Annotated in this window: 19 protein-coding genes, 1 tRNA gene, 1 pseudogene and 1 riboswitch; of the genes and pseudogenes, 6 read left to right on the top strand and 15 right to left on the bottom strand. The window is 62.1% G+C overall.

Annotated elements, in window-relative coordinates:
• The first annotated feature begins 45 nt into the window (after positions 1-45).
• Both leuA and pbpG read left to right on the top strand, forming a co-directional pair.
• Complete coding sequence (gene leuA, locus GHT07_RS00515) at positions 46-1,737, top strand: 2-isopropylmalate synthase (RefSeq protein ID WP_153583092.1); 1,692 nt, start codon at positions 46-48, stop codon at positions 1,735-1,737.
• Between the two features lie 209 nt (positions 1,738-1,946).
• Positions 1,947-2,993, top strand: a complete 1,047-nt coding sequence (gene pbpG / locus GHT07_RS00510; protein ID WP_395688397.1) for a D-alanyl-D-alanine endopeptidase — start codon at positions 1,947-1,949, stop codon at positions 2,991-2,993.
• Between the two features lie 42 nt (positions 2,994-3,035).
• Here pbpG and GHT07_RS00505 read toward each other — a convergent pair whose 3' ends face one another.
• Genes GHT07_RS00505 through aat form a run of 3 tightly spaced genes read right to left on the bottom strand, consistent with a single transcriptional unit; the run spans position 3,036 to position 5,367 of the window.
• Entirely contained in the window at positions 3,036-3,827 is a 792-nt protein-coding gene (locus tag GHT07_RS00505) for an IclR family transcriptional regulator (RefSeq protein WP_153583091.1), read from the bottom strand.
• 53 nt (positions 3,828-3,880) lie between these two features.
• Positions 3,881-4,624 (bottom strand): arginyltransferase, encoded by a 744-nt coding sequence (locus GHT07_RS00500; RefSeq protein ID WP_323740718.1) that lies wholly within the window; start codon positions 4,622-4,624, stop codon positions 3,881-3,883.
• Positions 4,621-5,367: a leucyl/phenylalanyl-tRNA--protein transferase gene (gene aat, locus GHT07_RS00495; RefSeq protein WP_153583090.1), complete on the bottom strand. Its 747-nt coding sequence runs from the start codon at positions 5,365-5,367 to the stop codon at positions 4,621-4,623. The genes GHT07_RS00500 and aat overlap by 4 nt, the downstream gene beginning before the upstream one ends.
• A gap of 76 nt (positions 5,368-5,443) precedes the next feature.
• Here aat and GHT07_RS00490 point away from each other — a divergent pair, with 76 nt between their 5' ends.
• The gene (locus GHT07_RS00490; protein WP_194792779.1) at positions 5,444-6,613 is read left to right on the top strand and encodes a tetratricopeptide repeat protein; all 1,170 of its coding nucleotides are present in this window, start codon (positions 5,444-5,446) and stop codon (positions 6,611-6,613) included.
• 78 nt (positions 6,614-6,691) lie between these two features.
• On the opposite strand, the gene GHT07_RS00485 is transcribed toward GHT07_RS00490, so the two are convergent.
• From GHT07_RS00485 to GHT07_RS00460, 6 genes are all read right to left on the bottom strand, one after another.
• Positions 6,692-7,576: a peptidylprolyl isomerase gene (locus GHT07_RS00485; RefSeq protein WP_153583088.1), complete on the bottom strand. Its 885-nt coding sequence runs from the start codon at positions 7,574-7,576 to the stop codon at positions 6,692-6,694.
• Between the two features lie 40 nt (positions 7,577-7,616).
• Positions 7,617-8,423, bottom strand: coding sequence for a nuclear transport factor 2 family protein (locus tag GHT07_RS00480; RefSeq protein WP_153583087.1), 807 nt, complete (start codon positions 8,421-8,423; stop codon positions 7,617-7,619).
• A 127-nt stretch (positions 8,424-8,550) separates the two neighbouring features.
• A complete protein-coding gene (locus tag GHT07_RS00475; protein ID WP_153583086.1) occupies positions 8,551-9,459 on the bottom strand; it encodes an alpha/beta fold hydrolase in 909 nt (302 codons plus the stop codon).
• A gap of 50 nt (positions 9,460-9,509) precedes the next feature.
• Positions 9,510-11,075, bottom strand: a complete 1,566-nt coding sequence (locus GHT07_RS00470) for a cryptochrome/photolyase family protein (RefSeq protein ID WP_323740717.1) — start codon at positions 11,073-11,075, stop codon at positions 9,510-9,512.
• Positions 11,068-11,232 (bottom strand): DUF2256 domain-containing protein, encoded by a 165-nt coding sequence (locus tag GHT07_RS00465; protein ID WP_323740716.1) that lies wholly within the window; start codon positions 11,230-11,232, stop codon positions 11,068-11,070. Before GHT07_RS00465 ends, GHT07_RS00470 begins: the two co-directional genes overlap by 8 nt.
• Positions 11,229-11,537, bottom strand: coding sequence for a high-potential iron-sulfur protein (locus tag GHT07_RS00460; protein WP_323740715.1), 309 nt, complete (start codon positions 11,535-11,537; stop codon positions 11,229-11,231). Before GHT07_RS00460 ends, GHT07_RS00465 begins: the two co-directional genes overlap by 4 nt.
• A 172-nt stretch (positions 11,538-11,709) precedes the next feature.
• Here GHT07_RS00460 and GHT07_RS00455 point away from each other — a divergent pair, with 172 nt between their 5' ends.
• A complete protein-coding gene (locus tag GHT07_RS00455; protein ID WP_228488107.1) occupies positions 11,710-12,768 on the top strand; it encodes a MerR family transcriptional regulator in 1,059 nt (352 codons plus the stop codon).
• Positions 12,769-12,972: 204 nt separating this feature from the next.
• Positions 12,973-13,092, top strand: a pseudogene (locus GHT07_RS00450) (helix-turn-helix domain-containing protein); the annotation flags it as partial.
• Positions 13,093-13,142: 50 nt separating this feature from the next.
• On the opposite strand, the gene GHT07_RS00445 reads toward GHT07_RS00450, so the two are convergent.
• Positions 13,143-13,505, bottom strand: a complete 363-nt coding sequence (locus tag GHT07_RS00445) for a carboxymuconolactone decarboxylase family protein (RefSeq protein WP_153583084.1) — start codon at positions 13,503-13,505, stop codon at positions 13,143-13,145.
• Positions 13,506-13,712: 207 nt separating this feature from the next.
• Complete coding sequence (locus tag GHT07_RS00440) at positions 13,713-14,927, bottom strand: hypothetical protein (RefSeq protein WP_153583083.1); 1,215 nt, start codon at positions 14,925-14,927, stop codon at positions 13,713-13,715.
• A 169-nt stretch (positions 14,928-15,096) separates the two neighbouring features.
• On the opposite strand from GHT07_RS00440, the gene GHT07_RS00435 reads away from it, so the two are divergent.
• Positions 15,097-15,972, top strand: coding sequence for a zinc ribbon domain-containing protein (locus GHT07_RS00435; RefSeq protein WP_323740714.1), 876 nt, complete (start codon positions 15,097-15,099; stop codon positions 15,970-15,972).
• 78 nt (positions 15,973-16,050) lie between these two features.
• Here the strand turns inward: GHT07_RS00435 and GHT07_RS00430 are convergent.
• The 4 genes from GHT07_RS00430 to fdxA all read right to left on the bottom strand — a co-directional run bounded on the left by GHT07_RS00430 (position 16,051) and on the right by fdxA (position 19,912).
• Positions 16,051-16,126: transfer RNA gene (locus tag GHT07_RS00430), tRNA-Asn, on the bottom strand.
• Between the two features lie 37 nt (positions 16,127-16,163).
• Entirely contained in the window at positions 16,164-18,275 is a 2,112-nt protein-coding gene (locus tag GHT07_RS00425) for a TonB-dependent siderophore receptor (protein ID WP_153583081.1), read from the bottom strand.
• 69 nt (positions 18,276-18,344) lie between these two features.
• Positions 18,345-18,443, bottom strand: a riboswitch (TPP riboswitch).
• Between the two features lie 37 nt (positions 18,444-18,480).
• Positions 18,481-19,581, bottom strand: a complete 1,101-nt coding sequence (locus tag GHT07_RS00420; protein ID WP_153583080.1) for an NAD(P)/FAD-dependent oxidoreductase — start codon at positions 19,579-19,581, stop codon at positions 18,481-18,483.
• 1 nt (position 19,582) lies between these two features.
• Positions 19,583-19,912 (bottom strand): ferredoxin FdxA, encoded by a 330-nt coding sequence (fdxA, locus tag GHT07_RS00415; RefSeq protein ID WP_153583079.1) that lies wholly within the window; start codon positions 19,910-19,912, stop codon positions 19,583-19,585.
• Positions 19,913-19,961 lie beyond the last annotated feature (49 nt).

Raw genomic sequence — 19,961 nt, 5'->3', positions numbered from 1 at the left:
TGCAATTGGGCTGCTGGTTTTCACGAAACAGGAAAGACTCTGATCATGTTGAAGCAACCCGCCAGCAAATACCGCGCTTTCGCACCGGTGCACCTCTCGGACCGTACCTGGCCCGACGCGCAGCTGACACGTCCGCCCATCTGGTGCAGTGTTGACCTGCGGGACGGCAATCAGGCACTGATCGAGCCGATGGATATTGCGCGCAAGTTGCGCATGTTCCAGAAACTGGTGGAAATCGGGTTCAAGCAGATCGAAGTGGGTTTTCCTTCGGCTTCCCAGGTCGAGTTCGACTTTGTCCGCAAGCTGATCGACGAAAACCTCGTGCCTGACGACGTGACGATCCAGGTGCTGACCCAGGCGCGCGAGCCCCTCATCCGCCGCACATTCGAGTCGTTGCAGGGCGCGAAGAACGTCATCGTGCACCTCTACAACGCAACCGCACCCGTGATGCGGCGCGTCGTGCTCGGTCTTGACGAAGACGGCATCGTCGAACTCGCTACCGGCCAGGCCCAGCTCTTTGTCGACATCGCGGCGCAGTACCCGCAAACGAACTGGACCTTCCAGTATTCGCCGGAGATGTTCTCGGGAACCGAGCTTGCATTTTCCAAGCGCGTCGTTGATGCGGTAACAGCCGTCTGGCAGCCGACACCGCAACACAAGTGCATCATCAATCTGCCTTCGACGGTGGAGCACTCCACACCTAACATCTTCGCCGACATGATCGAGTGGATGCACCGTAACCTGGCGCGTCGTGATTCGATCGTTCTGTCCGTGCATCCCCACAACGACCGCGGCACTGGCACTGCTGCAGGTGAATTCGCTGTGATGGCAGGCGCTGACAGGCTCGAGGGCTGCCTCTTTGGCAATGGCGAGCGCACCGGCAATCTCGACCTCGTCAACGTCGCTTTGAACCTCTATTCACAAGGTGTCGATCCGGGGCTGGATTTCTCGGATATCGATGAAGTTCGCCGCACGGTCGAGCACTGCAATCAGTTGCCCGTCCACCCGCGTCATCCCTACGCAGGCGACCTCGTCTACACATCGTTCTCCGGCTCCCACCAGGATGCCATCAAGAAGGCGTTCGCGGCGCGCAAGGAGGGCGATATCTGGGACATGCCCTATTTGCCCCTCGACCCGAAGGACCTGGGCCGCAGCTACGAAGCCGTGATTCGTGTGAACAGCCAGTCGGGCAAGGGCGGCATTTCCTATCTGCTGGAGGCGGAGTACGGACTGGAACTGCCGCGGCGCCTGCAGATTGAATTCAGCCAGGTGGTGCAGACAGTCATGGACGCGACGGGCAAAGAGCTCACCGCACACGACATCTTCGACTTGTTCGAGCGCGAATATGGCGTGAACGGCATTCCTGCGCCCAGCCACATGGTTCTGGAAGAAACACCGACTGCCACGGGCAAGCTCGTCAACCTGTCTGCCAACATCCAGATTGCGGGTCAGCAAGCCGCAGTCAAAGGCAAGGGCAATGGTCCGATCGATGCGTTTGTCGATGCCATTTCGTCAGTGTCGGGTGAGTCGATTCGGGTGCTGGACTATCACGAGCACGCGATCGGCTCTGGAGCCAACGCGCAGGCCGTGGCTTACCTCGAATTGCGAATCGGCGAGCGAACTCTCTTTGGCGTCGGCAAAGATTCCGATATCGTGGCGGCTTCTTTGAAAGCCATTGTGTCGGGACTGCAACGCGCTACCGCAGGCCGAAAGGCCGTCGAGCAGCAAGGCGGTTAACAACGGATGGCGCTGGCCGGGCGTTTTCGCCAGCGCCATCAATGGTTTACCGAGTAAAGCTGATCATCGGGCTGCGCAGCAGGGGGAGCAGTCCCTATAATTGACAACCTGAATTAATAAAGTTACATAAGTCATTGTTGGCGTGTAACTTTTCTTCCCGTTTGTTCAAAAAAAACGGGGCTGGTTGTAGCGCAATGGGAGACCACTTGATGTATTCAGAGGCCACGCACGCGATGATGAGACGACTGACAACGGGGCGATTGATTCAAATCCTCGCTGTCGCAACCGTTGTGGCTGGACTCCTTCCGGCCGCTGCCGAGGCCGCTCCTCGCAAAGGCACGGTCGCTGCAAAGCAAGGCGTTGCCAGCAAGCGCGTCTCTCGAACATTTGTCGCTGGCAAACGCCACGCACGGCCAGTGGTCGCCGTGGTTCCCTCGAAGCCTTCGTTTGGCATGCTCGCTGGCCTGCACGCCTCGAACGACCCACTCGACCTCAAGTCCAGCGTTGCCCTGGTAATTGACCAGGACACGCGCGAGGTATTGCTGAGCAAGAACGATTCCGCCGTCCTGCCGATTGCATCGCTGACCAAGCTGATGACAGGCACGCTCATCAGCGAAGCCAGGCTTCCGATGGACGAGCAAATCACCATCACCCAGGACGACGTCGATACCGAAAAAGGCAGCCGTTCGCGTTTGAAAGTCGGCACGACGCTCTCGCGCGGTGAATTGCTGCATCTCGCGCTGATGTCCAGTGAAAACCGTGCTGCACATGCCTTGGGTCGCACCTATCCCGGCGGCCTGGCTACCTTCGTTTCCTTGATGAATGCAAAAGCCAAGGCGCTTGGCATGAAGGACACGCGCTACGTCGAGCCAACTGGCCTGTCGAGCCAGAACCAGTCCAGCGCGCACGACCTTGCGACGCTTGTGGCAGCTGCGTACCACGACCCTGTGGTTCGTGAGTACTCCACGTCACCTGGCCATCAGGTCGCGGTGGGCAACCGTACCCTGACGTACAACAACACGAACCGCCTGGTGAAGAACCCCGATTGGGATATCGGTCTGCAAAAGACCGGCTACATCTCGGAAGCAGGGCAGTGCCTGGTGATGCAAGCCAAGGTCGCGGGGCGCAAGCTCATCATGGTGTTCCTGGATTCCGCGGGCAAACTCAGCCGCATTGGTGATGCTGAACGCGTTCGCAAGTGGGTGGAAGCGCACCCCGCTTTGCCGAGCACGGTCATCCGCCAGGTCAACGGCTAGGGTCTATGCCACAGCGTTAAAACGGCCCTTCGCGGGCCGTTTCTATTTTTTGGCTGCCTGCGCAGCATGTCCCAGCGCAGAAGAAATTTCGTTCGCCGTGCTTTGCAGTTTGCCGAGCCACTCTTCGTCCAGCCTGTCTGCCGGCGAAGAGATCGACAAGCCTGCCACCAGGCGGCCCTGGTCGTCGTAAATGCCGGCCGCCATGCACCGCACGCCCAGTTCGAGCTCTTCATTGTCGCGGGCAATGCCATATTGGCGCGCCTTGGCCAGTTCGCGCTCAAGCACGGCAAGCTGGGTAATGCTGTTCTTGGTGTGGCCCGCCAGGCCGGTGCGCGTTGCATAGGCGCGCACACGCTGCGGATCATCCGCAGCAAGAAACAGCTTGCCGGTGGATGTGAGATGCAGAGGCGCACGTCCGCCGATCGCTCGCACCACCTGCATGCCAGAGCGCTCGCTATAGGCGCGTTCGACATAGACGATTTCGTCGCCCTGGCGCATGCTGAGGTTCACAGGCTGCTGGATCAGCCTGTGCAGCTCACGCATCGGCGCGAGCGCGGCGTCCCTCACGCTCAGGCGCCCCTTCACCAGATTGCCCAGCTCCAGCAGGCGCATGCCCAGACGGTAGCTGCCAGCTTCGGGACGATCGACAAACCGACCTGTCGCCAGGTCGTTCAGGATGCGGTGGGTCGTCGACGGATGCAGCCCCGTCTTTTCGCTGATCTCTTTGAGCGAGATTGCCTCTTCACGCGAAGCGAGCACGTCGATCAAGGCAAACATGCGCTCGATGACCTGGATCGTCGGTGCGGCAGGTGTGCCGGGTTCCCGTTTTCTCATGAATGGCCCAAGGTAGACACCAAGAGCATCATTTTATCTTGTGAAATCTACTTTCACCGCTGGGCAGGTGCGATCCATTGGCCGTCGACGAGCGTTTCGAACGGGATGAAGCGCGACTTGTAGTTCATCTTCGGGCTCTGGTCGATCCAGTAACCCAGATACACGTGGGGCAAGCCCAGTTGCCTGGCCTGCTCGATCTGCCAAAGGACGCTGTAGGTGCCATAGCTCGACTTTTCATCGGGCTCATAGAAGGTATACACCGCCGAAATTCCATCGTTCAGGACATCAAGAATCGAGACCATCCGCAGCGCGCCGTCCGAGCCGTCGGCGGTCGTTTCGCGGAATTCGACCAGGCGTGAGTTGACGCGGCTTTGCAGCAGGAACTGCGTGTACTGATCGATGCTGTCGTGGTCCATGCCGCCGCCCGCGTGCCGGCCCGTCTGGTAGCGCAGGTAAAGCTGGTAGTGCTCCGGCACGAAACACAGCTTGAGCACGCGCGCCTGCAGCTGGCGGTGCTGCGCCCACGCGCGGCGCTGGCTGCGGTCAGGCTTGAACTGGCCAGCCAGCACGCGCAGCGGCACACACGCGCGGCATCCGTCGCAATAGGGGCGATATGTGAACATGCCACTGCGCCGAAAGCCCGTCGTGACGAGATCGGAATAGGCGTCGTTGTGGATCAGGTGACTCGGCGTCGCGACCTGCGAGCGGGCCAGCTTGCCCGGCAGGTAGCTGCACGGGTAGGGCGCCGTTGCATAGAACTGCAGGGTCTGGAGCGGGAGATCCTTGAGGTGCGTCACGCTGTTGGCTTGCGCGGCAGAAGTTCGTCCCAGTATACGGGCAGGAATTCGAACGCAGGCGCGGTGAGCACCGCGTTCTGTGCGACCTGCGCAACAAAGTGCTCGCGCCCAATTTCGCGACCGCCGAGCGAAGCCAGGTGCCGCGTGTTCTGCTGGCAGTCGATGAAGTCGATGTTGTGGTGCCTGCACCAGGCGCACAGCGCCGCCAGCGCAATCTTGGATGCGTCGGGCACGCGCATGAACATCGACTCGCCGAACACAGCGCGGCCGATGACGATGCAATACAGGCCACCGGCGAGTTCGCCGTCGATCCATGTCTCGACGCTGTGAGCAAAACCCGCGCGATGGAACGCTTCGTAGGCGCGCACCATCTGCGGCACGATCCATGTGCCGGACTGCCCCGTGCGAGGGCTGGCGGAGCAGGCGCGGATCACTTTCGAAAAGCTTGCGTCGAAGCGAATCTCACACCGCGGCTCGGATGCGAAACGGGCAATCGTCTTTCGCAGCGACCGATGCAGCTTCAACTCGCGTGCGTACAGCACCATTCGGGGATGCGTGCTCCACCACAAAATGGGCTGGCCTTCGCTGAACCACGGGAAGATGCCGCTCGAGTACGCGCAATGCAGCGTCTGCACGTCCAACGAGCCGCCTGCCGCCAACAAGCCGGGCGCAGGTTCGGACTCGTCCCATGCCTGCGATGCAGGTGGGAACGGATCGCCAGGTTCGAGCCAGGGCAGTTTCATACTGACAAAAATGGGGTCGCAAGTTGGTGAGGACGCTGCTATTGTGGAGCGTGAGCCGCCACCGACGGAGGTCCGCATGTTTCGTTCGATGCTCATTGCTGCAGCGTGCACCGTGATCCTTGCGGGTTGCGCCAGCGCACCCGTTGAACCCGAGCGCCTGCCGTGGCGCGACGCTGCGTTCAACTACCGCGCAGGCCTGGTGGAAGTGTCACGCGACGAGCTGTTCCGGCTCGACCCTGAACTCCAGGCGCACGTGTTGAACCCGCCGCCAGAACAGCTGGGCCCATCGCAAAAGCTCAAGCACCTGATGGCCGTCGTGTTCGGGCCGAACGCCAAGCGCTTCAACTACATGGCCGGCCACTCGACAACGGCGTCGCAAACCTGGCGCCTCGGGCGCGGAGACTGCCTCTCGCTGACCGTGCTGACCTACGCCGTGGCGCGAGCGATGGGCATGACAGCGCAGATGCAGGAAGTCGCGACGCCTGTGCTTTTCGATCGCCGAGGCGAGTTCGACTTCGTCAACCAGCACGTAAACGTGCGGTTCCCGCGCGCCCACAAAGTCCTGACCGAAGACGCTGAGGCACGAGACGTCGTCGTGGACTTCGAGCCCGACTTCATCTCGCCGCGGCCGGGCCGCCCCCTGACGGAGAGCGGCATTTACGCGCGCTACCTGAACAACATCGCCACCGAGCATCTCGCGCTGGGCGACACCCAGCTGGCCTATGCGCATTACAAAGCGGCCATCGAGGCCGATCCTGCCTATGCGGCCAGCTACGGCAATCTCGCGCTGCTGTATCGCAAGTCGGCGTTGCATGCCGAGGCGGAACAGCTGCTGCGCCGCGCAATGGCACTGGAAGCCGAGGCCGATGTGCCGCTTCTGGCCTTGCAGCAGATGCTCAATGAACAAGGCAGGCAATCCGAGTCGCGCCGCTATGAAAGCGTGTTGCAGGGGCGGCAGGCGCGCGACCCCTACTACTGGATCAATGCAGGCGTGCAGGCCCTGCAGGAGGGCGATCACAAGAAGGCCATTCGCGCGCTCGAGCAGGCGCGCGAGATGACCGGCAATTTCCGGGAAGTGCACGCGTTTCTTGCACTGGCGTATTGGCGAGCAGGGGAAGCCAGGCGCGCCACCGAAGAGCTTTCTACGCTGGCGCTACTCGGGACTTCCGAGGCGGGCATCAGCAAGCTGCGCAAGAAATTCAAGGGCCAGGAATCGCAGCTGCAGTGGCAGCCGCAGGTGCAGTAAGCGCGGCCCGCGTCGCCCGAGTCCGTGGCCGAGGCCGAGGCCGTGGCCCACAGCGGGCCACGGAAGGTGGCACCACGGTCAGTAGCCGTTCGCCGTGGCCGTCGCGAACCAGCTCTCTGTCGTGCCCAGGTCGTACACGTCGGTCATCCACGCGGGCGCGTAATACCAGATGTGGCCATCTTTTTCGCCCAGGTACGAGTTGGCGCCAGCGTAGTAGCGATAGGTGAAGTAATAAGCCTCGCCCGACCACGTCGGCAATGCGCCGACATACGCGGGGTATGCAGATTCGAGGTAATTGAAGATGCGGTCGACCGGGCTCGATGACGGGATCTCGGTGGCTGCCAGGATGCGAATGACATAGGGCCTTCCCCAGGTGGCCTGAGTCAACGGCACTGACGTGAACGGGGTGCCATTGACGTTGTAGCGGGGCAGCCCCGCCATCTGGTCGGCGTTGAGCATGGTCGTTGCCGTCACGCGCGCGAAAACGGTGAAGCCGCTGTTCTGGTTATCAAGGTTCGCGGCGTTGTTCACCATGTTGATGAACCACTGGTTGGTGGCGCTGTTCGGCTGGCCATCGACTTTCGCCATTGCCACGGTGCCGCGCAGGTTCGAGCGAGTCGGGCTGAATTCGTTGACGACAGGCGGCTGGGTGGGTACGAGCCCGTAGTTCGATCCATCGGGCCAACGGTAGCCGCCCGCCTGGATGATGAACGACGCGATGCTGCGGTGAAAGAACGAATCCACGTAGTCGCCGCGGCTGACGTAGCCCCGGAAATTGGCCACCGTTGCAGGTGCCTCTGCGTCGAGCAGTTTGAAATCAAGCAGGCCGACATTCGTCTGGATGCGGACCATCGTGTTTTCGGGCACCACGCCTGCAAGCACGGGTGCGGCCGCACAGAGCGCCAGGAGGGGAGCAACAAGAAGGCGGGCTAGAAACTTCATGGTCGGTGAAGGCGAAGACATATGCCGATATTGTGCGTTGAGTTTTGACAGCGATGCGCGGTCAGGGCGCCTGTTTTGCCAGGCGCTTGCGCGCAGGCTTGCCAGCGGCCTGATCCTTGATCCACGCCTCGGCCACGATCTTCCACTGCGTTCCGCTCCTGCGCAGTTGCACGTGCTTCAGGCCGTCATCGACGTGCTGGTTCGATCGGTAGTGCTGAATGAAGCGCAGGTCGGCCTCATCGGCGGTGGCGCGTATCACGCGCACGTCGTCCAGTGTCAGTTCGATGCTGCGATTGGCCAGGCGCTCGCGGCGCTGCGCCTCCCATTGGGCGCGCGTGGCGAACGTACCCTTGAATTGCGGGTCATAGGCGCTCAGGTAGGCGTCGATGTCGCCACGCGCCCAGGCGCTTCGCCAGTCTTCGAGCGTACGGCGCCAGGCGACTTCAGGATTCGGTGGCGCGATGGGCGAGGCCGCGGCGATCCGCGGCGAGCCGATGGGGGCTGAGACCGCCGCGGGCTGCGCCACCGGCTGGGCCGGTTGCTGTGCCACAGGCTGTGCGGCCGTTCGCGCCGGTGCAGTGGTCGGGCCGGGAATTGTGGCGATCACATTGGGCGGCGGCGGCACAGCCCGGCCCCAGCCATCGGTGACGACTGAGAGCCGGCCGTCGCGTGTCGGTTCGACGCGCGCTGTCGCGCGATTGGCCTCGGCCCTGGAACTCGCCGCGGCCGCCTGAACCTCCAGGTCACGCGTGGAACTCGCGCCGCCGTTGGACGAGCAGGCCACGAGCGCCGAACATCCTGCAAGCAGGCTCACTTTGAACACACGACCAGTGATGGGCCGGATCCAGCGAGTAAGGCAGCGCGACATGAGTGCATTCCGAAATGTGACGAAACGCAATTTTGCTGCACTGCGTGCGCGTGCGAAACCCGCATTTACTCGCACATGACAGGACGCGCCCAATGACGCGGCGGGGCTGGTCAACAGGCAGCGGTCTTCAAGCGCCAGGGCCTGCGCTTGCGAGTGACAAGAATCGGTCGTAGGCCGCAATGAAGCTATCGGGCACCTCGAAGTAGGGCAGGGCACCGGTCGGAAAAACAGAGAACTGCCAGTTCGGGCGCTTTTCGACAATCGCCTTGCCACGGTAGTCCGTGAAGTCGCCGCGCACGCCATGCGACATCCACACAGGCATGGTCAGTTGTTCGTAGATGGTGTGGATGTCGGCGCTGAAAAGCTGCGCCGACAGGAAGTGCAGCGGTGCGTGGTGCGCACCCGGCGCCTTGGTGGTGAGCACGTCATAGGCCCACAGCGTCTCGTCGATCTCTTGCGCGCCCCACGTTCGGCGAAGAAAGTAGCGGATCACGCCCGGCCTGGTGAGCCCGCGGAACACTGCTTCACCCCAGCCCTCGCCCGGGCCATGCAGCGCCTTGTAGAGCCACGGCTTGCCTCGTGTCGTGCCAGGCGCAGCACGCCACGGCTTGTGGCCCCGAAAGCCCGTCGGGCTCACGAGCGCCACGGTGCGGAAGTGTTCGGGCGCCTGCGCCGCCGCGCGCGCCAGATACTCGCAAGACAGCGACAGGGCGAGCGCATCTACAGGCCTCACTTTGCAACGCGTGCGTATCTGTTCGGTGATGGCGTGAATGGCATCCGTCATCAACTGGGGGGTGTAGTTGCGGTCGCTGCGGTCTGAAAAACCGTAGCCTGGCAAGTCAACGCAAAAGACGGTGCGGCTTGCGCTGTAGTGCTCGTGCAGCGGCCGCATTTCCGCTGCCGATGCAGAAGCGTTGATGCTGTGGATGAGCAACAGCGGCGGGCCTTCGCCTGTGACATACGCACTCAGCCTGCCCGCCTGGCTGTCGAATTCGAAACGGTCGCCGCGCAGGGCTGGTGGCAGGGCCAATGTCATTGCGTGAATGATGCACCGGAAAAGCAGGCGGCAACGCCGGTTGGCTTTACTCAGCGCGGCGACGCGGCGCCGACCTTGCCCTGGCGAATAGCGGCTGCGCGCTCAAGCACTTCCTGCTTTTGCACATCGCTCAGCCGTGCGACGTTCTTGACCTGCAGCGCCATGCGGGGATTCTTCGCGAGCGAGGCTTCATGCCGCATCAGGAAGTCCCAGTAGAGCGTGGTGAACGGGCAGGCTGAGTCGCCCGAGCGCTGCGCCGGGTCGTAGCGGCAGCCCTTGCAATGCGGACTCATGCGCTGGATGTATTTGCCCGTGGCGATGTACGGCTTGCTTCCCATCACGCCACCATCAGCGTACTGGCTCATGCCGATCGTGTTGGGCAACTCGACCCACTCCACCGCATCGACGTAGACCGCCAGATACCACTCATGAACCTGCCTGGGCTCAACGCCCAGCATGAGCGCGTACAGCCCGGTGACCATCAGGCGCTGGATGTGGTTGGCATAGCCGTGCGTGAGCGTCTGGGTCAGCGCGTCCCGCAGGCAGGCCATGTCCGTGCCGGCCGTCCAGTACCAGGGGGGAAGGTCTTCGTGGGCGTCGAGCGCATTGCGCCGGGCATAGGCGGGCATCTGCGTCCAGTAGATGCCGCGCACATATTCGCGCCAGCCGAGGATCTGGCGAATGAAGCCCTCCACGCTGGGCAGCGGCGCCCGCCCGGCACGATACGCCGCCTGCGCGGCAGCCACCACTTCACGGGCGTTGAGCAGCTTGAGGTTCAGCGCTGCCGACAGGTGAGAGTGATACAGCCACGGATCGCCCGGCCACATCGCGTCCTGATAGCGGCCAAACAATGGCAGTCGCTTTTCGATGAAGGCGTGCAACGACTGCAAGGCCTGATCACGCGTGACAGGCCACGCAAAACCGTCCAGCAGGCCCGGGTGATCAGCAAATCGCGAGTTGACGAGGGCGATGACGTCGCGGGTGATTGCGTCGGGCTCGAACGCCGCGCGCGGCGGCACGTCGCCTGGCCCGGCGGCATCGAACGCCTCGCGATTGTCGGCATCAAAATTCCACTGGCCACCGACCGGCTCATCGGCCTGTGCGCTTTCCATCAGGATCTGATGGCGCTTGCGTTGCTCGCGATAGAAGTACTCCATCCGCAGCGACTTCCGGGCTTTGGCATGCGCCAGAAATTCGCGGACCGTGCAGAAGAAGTGACGGTCTTCGCGGATGTCCAGTGGCAGCGCGTTGGCCTGCGCCACGTCCTTGACGTCTTGCAGCACGCGCCAGTCTCCGGGAGCCGTCATCACCAGGCGTTGCGGCTTCAGGCGGGCGATGTCTCCACTCAGCTGCGCGGCCAGGCTGCCGCGGTTGCCGGGTGCATCCAGCCGCGTGTAGTGCAACGGCCGGCCCGACGCCTCCAGTGCCACCGCAAAGTGGCGCATGGCAGCAAGGAACAGCGCCGTACGCGGTTTGCTCGACCAGACATGCACTGATTCTTCAGCCACCTCCGCCATCCAGGCGGCGTCTTGCGTGGCGTCAAATCCATCGAAGCCCGAGGCATCCAGATCGAGCTGGTCGCCCAGCACGATCACCAGCGACCGCAACTCAGCCACCGCTGGCCTTCCTGTTGCGGCACGCGTTGGAACAGTACTTCACTTCATCCCAGTTCCTGGCCCAGCTGCGCCGCCATGTCATGGGCAGGCCGCACGCCGCACAGGGCTTGCTGGGCAACGCAGACTTGTTGCCGCGAAAGCCGGTGCGTGGCTTCACGCCTTCTTGGCGTAAGCGCTGCACCAGCCTGCGCCGGCCACTTGCTTGCCTGCGAACAGCGGGCAGGCGCCCGCCTTGTCAGCTGCCTTGCCCTGGTACAGCGCGCAGCCTGTGCAGTTCTGGCCAGCAGCGTACTTCGCGTACTTCTTGACGTCGGCACGCTTGGCTTCGGAGACGTAGCCGAGAGCGACCGCCTGCGGGTCTTTTTCGTCAACCATGGCTTGGGCCTGTGCGCTCGTGGCAATCGCTGCGCCAGTAGCGGCGAGGCTCAACAGGAAAACACGACGGGGCAAAGATGGGTTCACGCGAGGCTCCTTGAATGCAAAGTGGAAAGACTTGAGTTGAACCGAAGATCAACTGACGCCGAATAATACAGCGAACCTGCATTGAATCCATCAAGTGACGTTTAATTGGCTCTGAAATCCATTAATATAAAGAGTCAAATACGAGTCAAATGCATTTCCGTCCATGCCATCCATGAACTCCGCCAAAGCCAAGCCAGTGACAAAGGCTTCGATGTACCGAAGCGGTGCGGTAGCGCGCATGTTGCGCATGCCAGTGGCGACCTTGCGTGTGTGGGAGCGGCGCTACCAGCTCACACAGGCGGCCCTGTCGCCGAGTGGTCAGCGCCAATACTCGTCGGAGGATGTCCGCCGGCTTGCCCTTATCAAGCAGCTCACCGATCTGGGCCATGCGATTGGCAGCATTGCGACGCTGGGCATGGAGGAGCTGCAACGCGTGGCGTCCACTCACGCGACCGTGCTGTCGGGCAGCGCAACGGGCGAGCGGCCAGCCGTGGCGCCTGTGCCGCCCCTGGCGTGGCGTGTTGTCGTGATCGGTGCTGCTCTGGGCTCGCGCATGCAACGGCCGGCACTGCTGCGGCGCCTCGCGCGGCCTGTTGAATTGCTCGGGCCGTTCGACAGCCTGGGTGAGGCCGCTACCGCGCTTGAGGGCAAGCACGTTGATGCACTGCTGGTCCACGAGCCGCAGTTGCTCGACGGGTGGATCACCTCGCTCGAATCCCGCGCCCCTGCATTTGCGCAGACGCCCAAAGCGATCATCTATGGCTTTGCCGCCGATGCCGCGTGCGATGCATTGGCCACGGCCGGCGTTGCACTGCTGCGGGAGCCGCAACCCGATGCCGTGCTGGCGCAATGGTTGAACGGCCTCGCACGAGCGGACGGCCCTCACCAGAAGGCTGCGAGCCAGTCCACGCGTATGCCTGGTGACGTGCGGCCGCGGCGCTGGAGCGATGCGGCGCTGGCGGACTTTGCGACCCTCTCGTCCACGATTGCGTGCGAGTGTCCGCGCCACGTGGCTGAACTGCTCGTGCAGCTGTCGCACTTCGAGAAATACAGCGCCGAATGCGCGAATCGCAACGCGCAGGACGCGCAGTTGCATGCCTACCTGCAGCAAGTCGCCGCAGCATCGCGTGCCAGCTTTGAAGACGCGCTCGAGTACGTCGCCATGCATGAGGGGCTCGTGCTGCCGGCGTCGCACGCTCAGCTGCCCCACCCGCCGGCAGATTCGCAGTAGCGCTGCTATCAGCGCGCTGCCGCGGCGATGGCGTCTGCCAGGGCCCGAGGCTGCGTGAGCATCGGGGCATGAGAAGTGTCGAGTGTTACCACCTGGGTTGCACCACCCGCATCACAGAGGGGTGGGCGAGTACGATGGCCGCGCAATTTCGCGCCTTCGCGTTGACGACATTGGGGTCCAACAGACTCGTGAAAATTCCAGTAGGTGCGTGCGGCCAAGCTGCTTTCCACACCGAAGAGCTATGTGAGCCGCGCAATTGCGCAACTGGAGGCAGAGCTCGGCGCGAAACTGCTCGTGCGCACCACCCGTTCGCTGTCCGTCACCGAGATGGGCCGCGAAGTGTTCGAGCGTGTCGTGGCCATCCTTCGCGCCCTTCAGCCTCTGGTTGCGCCAGCGGCCTCGTCAAATGCCTTGATGGCGCTGGCGGCGTACATCGCGGACGGCCCGCCACCCATGTACACGGTCACGCCAAGCGTCTCATCGATTTCCTGGCGTGTAGCACCGAGCTTGGCGAGCGCCTGGGTGTGGAAGGCGATGCACGGGTCGCAGTGCGCGGCCACGCCCAGTGCGAGTGCGATCAGCTCCTTGGTCTTCTTGTCGAGCGCGCCGTCTGCCATGGCGGCGCGGCCCAGGTCGCCAAAGGCCTTCATCACGTCGGGCGTGCTGGCCCTGAGGCTGGCCAACTCTGCGGAGACTGATTGCGTGAGGGCGCGATAAGTGTCGGTTGGCAGTGGCATCGGGGGCTTCTTCCTCTTTTCCTTGCGATGTCTTGATTGGGCACGCGCTCACGGCGCAGGCCATTGACATGCATCAAGCGAGTGGGCCGTTAAGAGCGGGCCCGACAAAGACGAAGGGGGTAGCGACTTGCATCGCTACCCCCTTGATTTTTTTGGCTCGCCGATGCGCGCGATTCTGAGAACTGGGAAATTTGCGTGGACATCTTTCTAGGAAGGGTCGGTCGCTGATTTTGGACCTTTCGCTATATCCGGCGCGGACGTCTTGCCCGTTGCGAGTTTGACCAGTTCTTTCAGGCCGTCCGAGATTTCACTGGTAGGCGAAATAGTTAACTGGTGCTTATCGTAGATGCGACCCGGCGGGCTACCAATCGTCGCCAAGGTATCCGAGCAAAGCTTAGCAATCGGGCTGTCTGTAGGAGCGTTTCCGGTCAGATCTGACATTTGCTTGTTGAACCCTTGAAAGGAGGCCGCAACCGCCGCCTTGTAGCCATAGTCTTCCTCTAAACGCTTTGCCAAGGCAGACTCCCGACTTGCATACAAGGCCAACCAAATCAAAGCGCCAGCAATTGGAAGACGCGCAAGCCAAAGTCGAAACAGCTGGTCATACGTGAGGGGGGTTGCCGCTTGATAAACCTGCCAGAGCCCCGACAAGGCTAAACCGACTAGGATGACAACTGACCACAAAAACACGGTTTGCCATCGTTGCGTAGGCACGATAAATTGTTTTCCTCGGGCATCAAAGGCAAAAGCCAACCCTGCGCTTGTAGCACCAGGAAGAAGGCCGACGATCGTTGCAAGTTGAGACTCTGATTCCTTTCTTAACAGCAAAAGTTTTGCCTCATATTCGGCGAGTTTCTGCTCCACTGCACTTGCCTTCTCTGCCATACCCGCAAGTAAGGATTCGGACTCTTTGGCTGCAGCACGCGCAGCAGTCATTCCAGCCGTTTCCTCGCTGCTCTCTTTCGAAAACTCCTTGATTTCGTCAAGTAGGTCGCTGGCAGCACCCGCCGAAGTCTGAGTTTTAACTTTCAGAGCCTCGATTTCACCGACGAGGGTAGTCATCTTCAAGTTAATGGCACTGACTTCGGCGCTGGCAGCGGCAGCTTGCTCCTTCGCTGCTTTGACGGCGGCCATGTCTTCAGTCACTCCCACCCTGTTTGCAGTCAGCGCGGCTGATAGGGCGGTCGCTTCTTCTGCGAGCGTCTTCGCGGCTGCTAGCACGGAGGTCGCCTCAGCTGCGCACGCTCCAGCCTGCCTTTGGCTTTCGGCGGCGGCAACTGAAGCCGCCTTTGCCAGCTCAAGTTGGGCGCGTACTTCTGCCACCGTTGCTTGGGCTTGACTTAACGCAGTTGCAAGTGCTTCGTCGTTGGTACTAGCGTGTGCAGGCGCACCGCCGGCGTCGCCCGCTGGCGTAGATTCCATATGCCTCCTCCTTTTGTCGCCCCGTTGAAGTAACACGGGGGGCTATAGATACTAAACGTCGATAGTAATGAGATAGGTTGCTGGCGTCATCCTCATTGTTGGGGAGGGAACGGCGGGAGGGCGGGGTCCCCCTCTGGGGGGGGGGCACCGACCTCCCGCCATTGCTTGCGTGAAAGTCGCGCAACATTCAAGCAGGGCGTGCTACTCCGCGGTCGCAAGTGGGCGCGCAATCGGGTTCATCAGCTGTTGTGTGACGCGACCTACAAAGGCGACTACTGCTTTAACAAGACAGCAGGATGGGCCGCTGAGAAAAAAACCGCAGTCGGAATGGGTAGCGGTGGCTGTCGATCCCATCCTTGATAAGCAGGTTTTTGAGGCCGTTGAGCAGAAGCGGCATTCGAGATCGCCCCAAGTCACCCCGGGGCGGCTCGTCAGCTCGCCGACTCTGCGCACAGGGCTGCTGAGGTGCGCCAATTGCGGCGCTGCAATGACCGCAGCGACGGGAAAGGGCGGGCGGTATCGGTACTACAAATGCAACACGCGCATTTCTCAGCATTCAACCGCCTGCACTACACCGGCGGTGTCAATGCCGAAACTGGACGGTCTTGTCCTGGCCGCGTTTGCAGACAAGGTGCTGACTCCAGAGCGGCTGCGTGAAATGCTTCGTGAGATGAAGACGCACCTCAAGAACACGCATGGGCGACAAGACGAGGTGATTCGCGGACTTCAATGGGAGCTCGGCGAGCTTGAGTTGGCGACGAACCGGCTTTATGAGGCGGTCGAGAAGGATTTGCTTCCGATGGACAACATGCTGCGCAAGAGGGCGCAGAAGCTCAAGGCGCGTCGGGACGCTGTGCTGGTGGAGATCGCCGGTGCGCGTCGTCAGGGGGAGATGCCTGTGGCGATGCTGTCCGCAAAGCAGATGGACGTGTTTGGTGCCGCACTGCGCGTTCGCCTTACCGATAGCCCAAGTGGAGCGACCAAGCGCTATTTGAGACAGTTCGTGGGCGAGATTCGCTTCGATGGAAAGCGCGTCGTCATGTGAGGCAAGAAGGCGGCTCTGCTGACCGCTGCGGTACAAAATGAAATGGGCACTACGGGAGTGCCCATTTCCGTACCTAGTTGGCTCCTCGACCTGGGCTCGAACCAGGGACCTACGGATTAACAGTCCGGCGCTCTACCGACTGAGCTATCGAGGAACAAGCCTTAAATTATAGCGTCATTTTTGGGCGATGCTCAGAGGCTCGCATTCATCGTGAGCCGAAGCGTGCGCGGCGCACCGGGGTAGAGGTACACATGGCCAAACTGGAAGGGCGACTCTTTCCAGAAGCGGCGGTTCGTCACGTTGTCCACGCCCAGTGTCCAGCCCACATTTGCACTCGCGACTTTGTGCTCGTAGTGCACTGCTGCATCGAGGCGCGTCCACGCGGGCAACTCGATCGACTCATCCGCAAACACCGAGCGTTTGCCTTCGTGCGACAGGTTGGCACGCAACTCCAGGCCGGGCAGGACATCAACCTTGTAAGCCGCGTTGGCACGGAGCACCGCGTCGGGCACGTTGGTCGGGCGCTTGCCGTTGTTAGCGGGCTCCAGCACGCTGCCTTCGCGCCGGGCACGCAGCAGCGTCACGCCGCTCCCCACTTGCCATGCACCGGCCGTCCACTGAAAACTCGCCTCAACGCCACGATGCACGGCATGGCCATCGAACTGGCCCACGCACGGTGAGCCGGTGCGGCTGCAGAAGTCCACATTGCTCAACGGGCGCTTGATGTCGAAGATGGCGACCTGCCAGTCGAGTGCGCCCTGCGCACCCTTCGCGCCGATCTCGACCTGCTTCGACTTCAACGCAGGCAGCACGTCGCCCGCGTTAGCGAACAACGGGCTCGCAGGCACGCGTTGCGACTCGACACCCTGGCCGTAGCTCGCATACAGCGTCACCGCAGGATTGGCCTTGTACGACACAGCGGCCCACGGTGTGGTGAGGGACTGCTTGTAGCCCCTGTCGAGCTTCGTGTGGCGCAGGCCAATCCACGTCGTGAGCGATTCGTTCCAGTGCACCGCGTCGTTCAGTGAGAGCTCCACCGACCGCTCGTCGCGGTCATTCACCACGTACGTGAGTGATGGATCAGCGGGCACCACAGTCTTCCCGTCGATGGTTCCAGTGCCCACGTAGTTGTAGGCCTGTGTGTTGAAGCGGTCGCGCGCACGAGCCGTCGTGAGGCCTGCCGACACATCATGTGTCACGCCGGCGGTGCTGAACCTGCCCTTCAGGCTGAGCGCCGCGGCCGTCTGTTGACGCCGCTCATCCTGGCTGCGAAAGTCGTAGTAGTCGAACGTTCCATCAGAGCAGAAGCGGTCGTAGTTGCCTTCGGCGCTGCAGCCATACGGGAATGCGGTGAAGTCGTTCGTCTTCAGTCGCTGGCTGCCAATTTGCGCGGACCACTTCCAGTCGGGCGAGAGCGATTGGCTGAACCGCAATGTGCCGGTCGTGCCTTCGAACATCGTGGGCTGCACCCAAGGCTGGTTGTTCAGGTTCAGCCGCGGATCGGGCACTGCGGGCAGCACCGTGCCCAGCACGCTGAAGCCGGTCTGGCTCGGCTGCGACTTGCGGCTCCATTCGATCTCTGCTTCGAGCACCGAGTCGCGATTGATGCGCCAGTCGCCCGCCAGCGACAGGAAGCTGCGATGCCCGTCGAGGTTGTGCATTTCGGGGCGCAGTTGCTCTTGTGCGGCGTTGATCCGGTAGCCGAAGCTTCTGTCGGCGCCCCATCGCCCACCCAGGTCCAAAGCACCCATCACGCTCGCGCGGCTCGACCATTCGAGCGTTACCTCGCGCACGTCGCGCTCAGTCGGGCGCTTGACGACGTAATTCACAAGGCCACCGGGCGCGCTCACACCGGCCTGCAGGCCGCTCGTGCCTTTGAGGATCTCAATGCGCTCCTTGTTGTCCAGCGGCACGGACGTCTGCGCATTGAATGGCAAGCCTTCGCGGCGGTAGTTGTAGAGGTTGTCGAGCGTGAAGCCGCGCACCGCCAGAAAGTCCCAGTAGCCCGGCGCGTTGTACGAGTCCGTCACAGACGAGTCGAACTGCGTCAGGTCCGCCAGGCGCCGGGCGCCAGCAGCCTCGATCTGCTTGCGCGTGATTACGGTGGCAGAAGCGGGCACCTCTTTGAGCGGCACTTCGCCGAAGCCGGTTACGTCTGCCGTCGGCGGGGCGCTCTGGCTCGTGACCGTGACGGGTGCCAGCGTGGCTTGCTGCGCGTGCACGGTGAGGGGGGAGACGAAAAGCGAGGAAATGGCCAGCGGGATCGCGGCCTTGTGCATGAACTTCAATGAATGTTTTGCCATGACGTTCTTTCGACGTGATGACAGGTCGGCTTGCTTTTGGCGGATGTGCGCCGGGGAGAAAATCCGGCGCCGCCTGACTGCTTGCTTCCCTGCGCGAGGATTACCTCAATCAGGTTCAAAGGGACTTTCTCAGTCGCCGCTTGCGCGGCAACACCCCTAGCGAATGCGCCCGGTCAGGGGCGCGTGGCGATTGTAGCGGCGTTCGTCAGTCGAACACCGGCGACTCCACACCCAGCACCTTGTGCAGCTTCGGGCTGGTCGTTGTGTATTGCAGGTGGATCTTCTTGTCCGGGAAGATGAAGGGTGCAGCGCCGAATGCGGCCAGCGCGCACTCGTGAAAGCCCGAGAGGATCAGCTTCTTCTTGCCCGGATAGGTGTTGATATCGCCCACCGCGAAGATGCCCGGCACGTTGGTCGAGAACTTCTCGGTATCGACCACCAGCTGCTTGCGCTCGATGTCCAGGCCCCAGTCGGCGATGGGCCCGAGTTTTGGTGAGAGGCCGAAAAACACAAGCAGCATGTCCAGCGGCACCACGCGCGTCACGGCATCAGCGCCTGTGACCTTCACGCCCGTGAGCACGCCATTCTTTTCGTCGTAGCCCGTCACCTGGCCGACGACGAACTGCATCTCATACGCATCGCACAGCGTGCGCATCCTGGCAACAGAAGCGGGCGCGGCCTTGAAGCCGTCGCGCCGGTGCACCAGGATCACGCTCTCGGCCTTGTTCGGGCCTTCCTGCACGAAGTTCAGTGCCCAGTCGAGTGCCGAGTCGCCCCCGCCCACGATCACGAGGTTCTTGCCTGCGAAATCAGCCGGGTTCTTCACGCGGTAATGCAACTGAGTGCCCAGGAACGCATCCAGGCCATCGACCTTCAAGGTGCGCGGCTGGAAGGCGCCCACGCCTGCGGCAATGAAAATCGTCTTCGTGATGAAGCGCGTGCCCTTGGAGGTTTCGACGAAGAACCGGCCGTCGTCCTGGCGCTGAACCGTCGTGACTTCCTGCCCGTAGTGGAAGGTGGCGCCGAAAGGCTCGATCTGCTTGAGCAGGTTGTCGGTGAGTTCCTGACCGGTACACACGGGCACGGCGGGAATGTCGTAGATCGGTTTGTCGGGATAGAGTTCGACGCACTGGCCTCCCGGGTAGGCGAGAGAGTCGATCACGTGCGCCTTGATTTCCAGCAGCCCCAGCTCGAACACCTGGAACAGGCCCACGGGGCCAGCGCCCACAATCACTGCATCGGTTTCGATGGGGCCGTCGTGGGCGGCGGCGGCCTTGATCACTTCCTGGTTCAGTTGCGGTTCCATCTCAGCGCACAAGCTCCTTGAGCTTGCCGGGCACGTCTTTCCATTCATCTGCGTCCGCCAGCGCGGGCTTGCGCTTGGTAATGCTCTTCCAGCCTGCAGCGTGCGAGAGCTCGACGTTGAGCTTGATGAAAGCGATCTGGTCGGGCGGCGTGTCTTCCTCGGCGTAGATCGCGTTGACGGGGCACTCGGGAATGCACACCGCGCAGTCAATGCATTCGTCCGGGTCGATCACCAGCATGTTCGGGCCTTCGCGGAAACAATCCACGGGGCAAACATCCACGCAGTCGGTGTATTTGCAGCGGATGCAGGATTCGGTGACGACGTGAGTCATGTTGTAGTTCGATTTCGGCGGGGTGGAGAATCCCCTATTTTATTGCCTT

It is taken from the genome of Caenimonas koreensis DSM 17982 (assembly GCF_009646335.1).
Lineage (GTDB): Bacteria > Pseudomonadota > Gammaproteobacteria > Burkholderiales > Burkholderiaceae_C > Ramlibacter > Ramlibacter koreensis.
The sequence above is the reverse complement of the archived record's forward strand: the minus strand, read 5'-3'. Positions and strand labels throughout refer to the sequence as shown.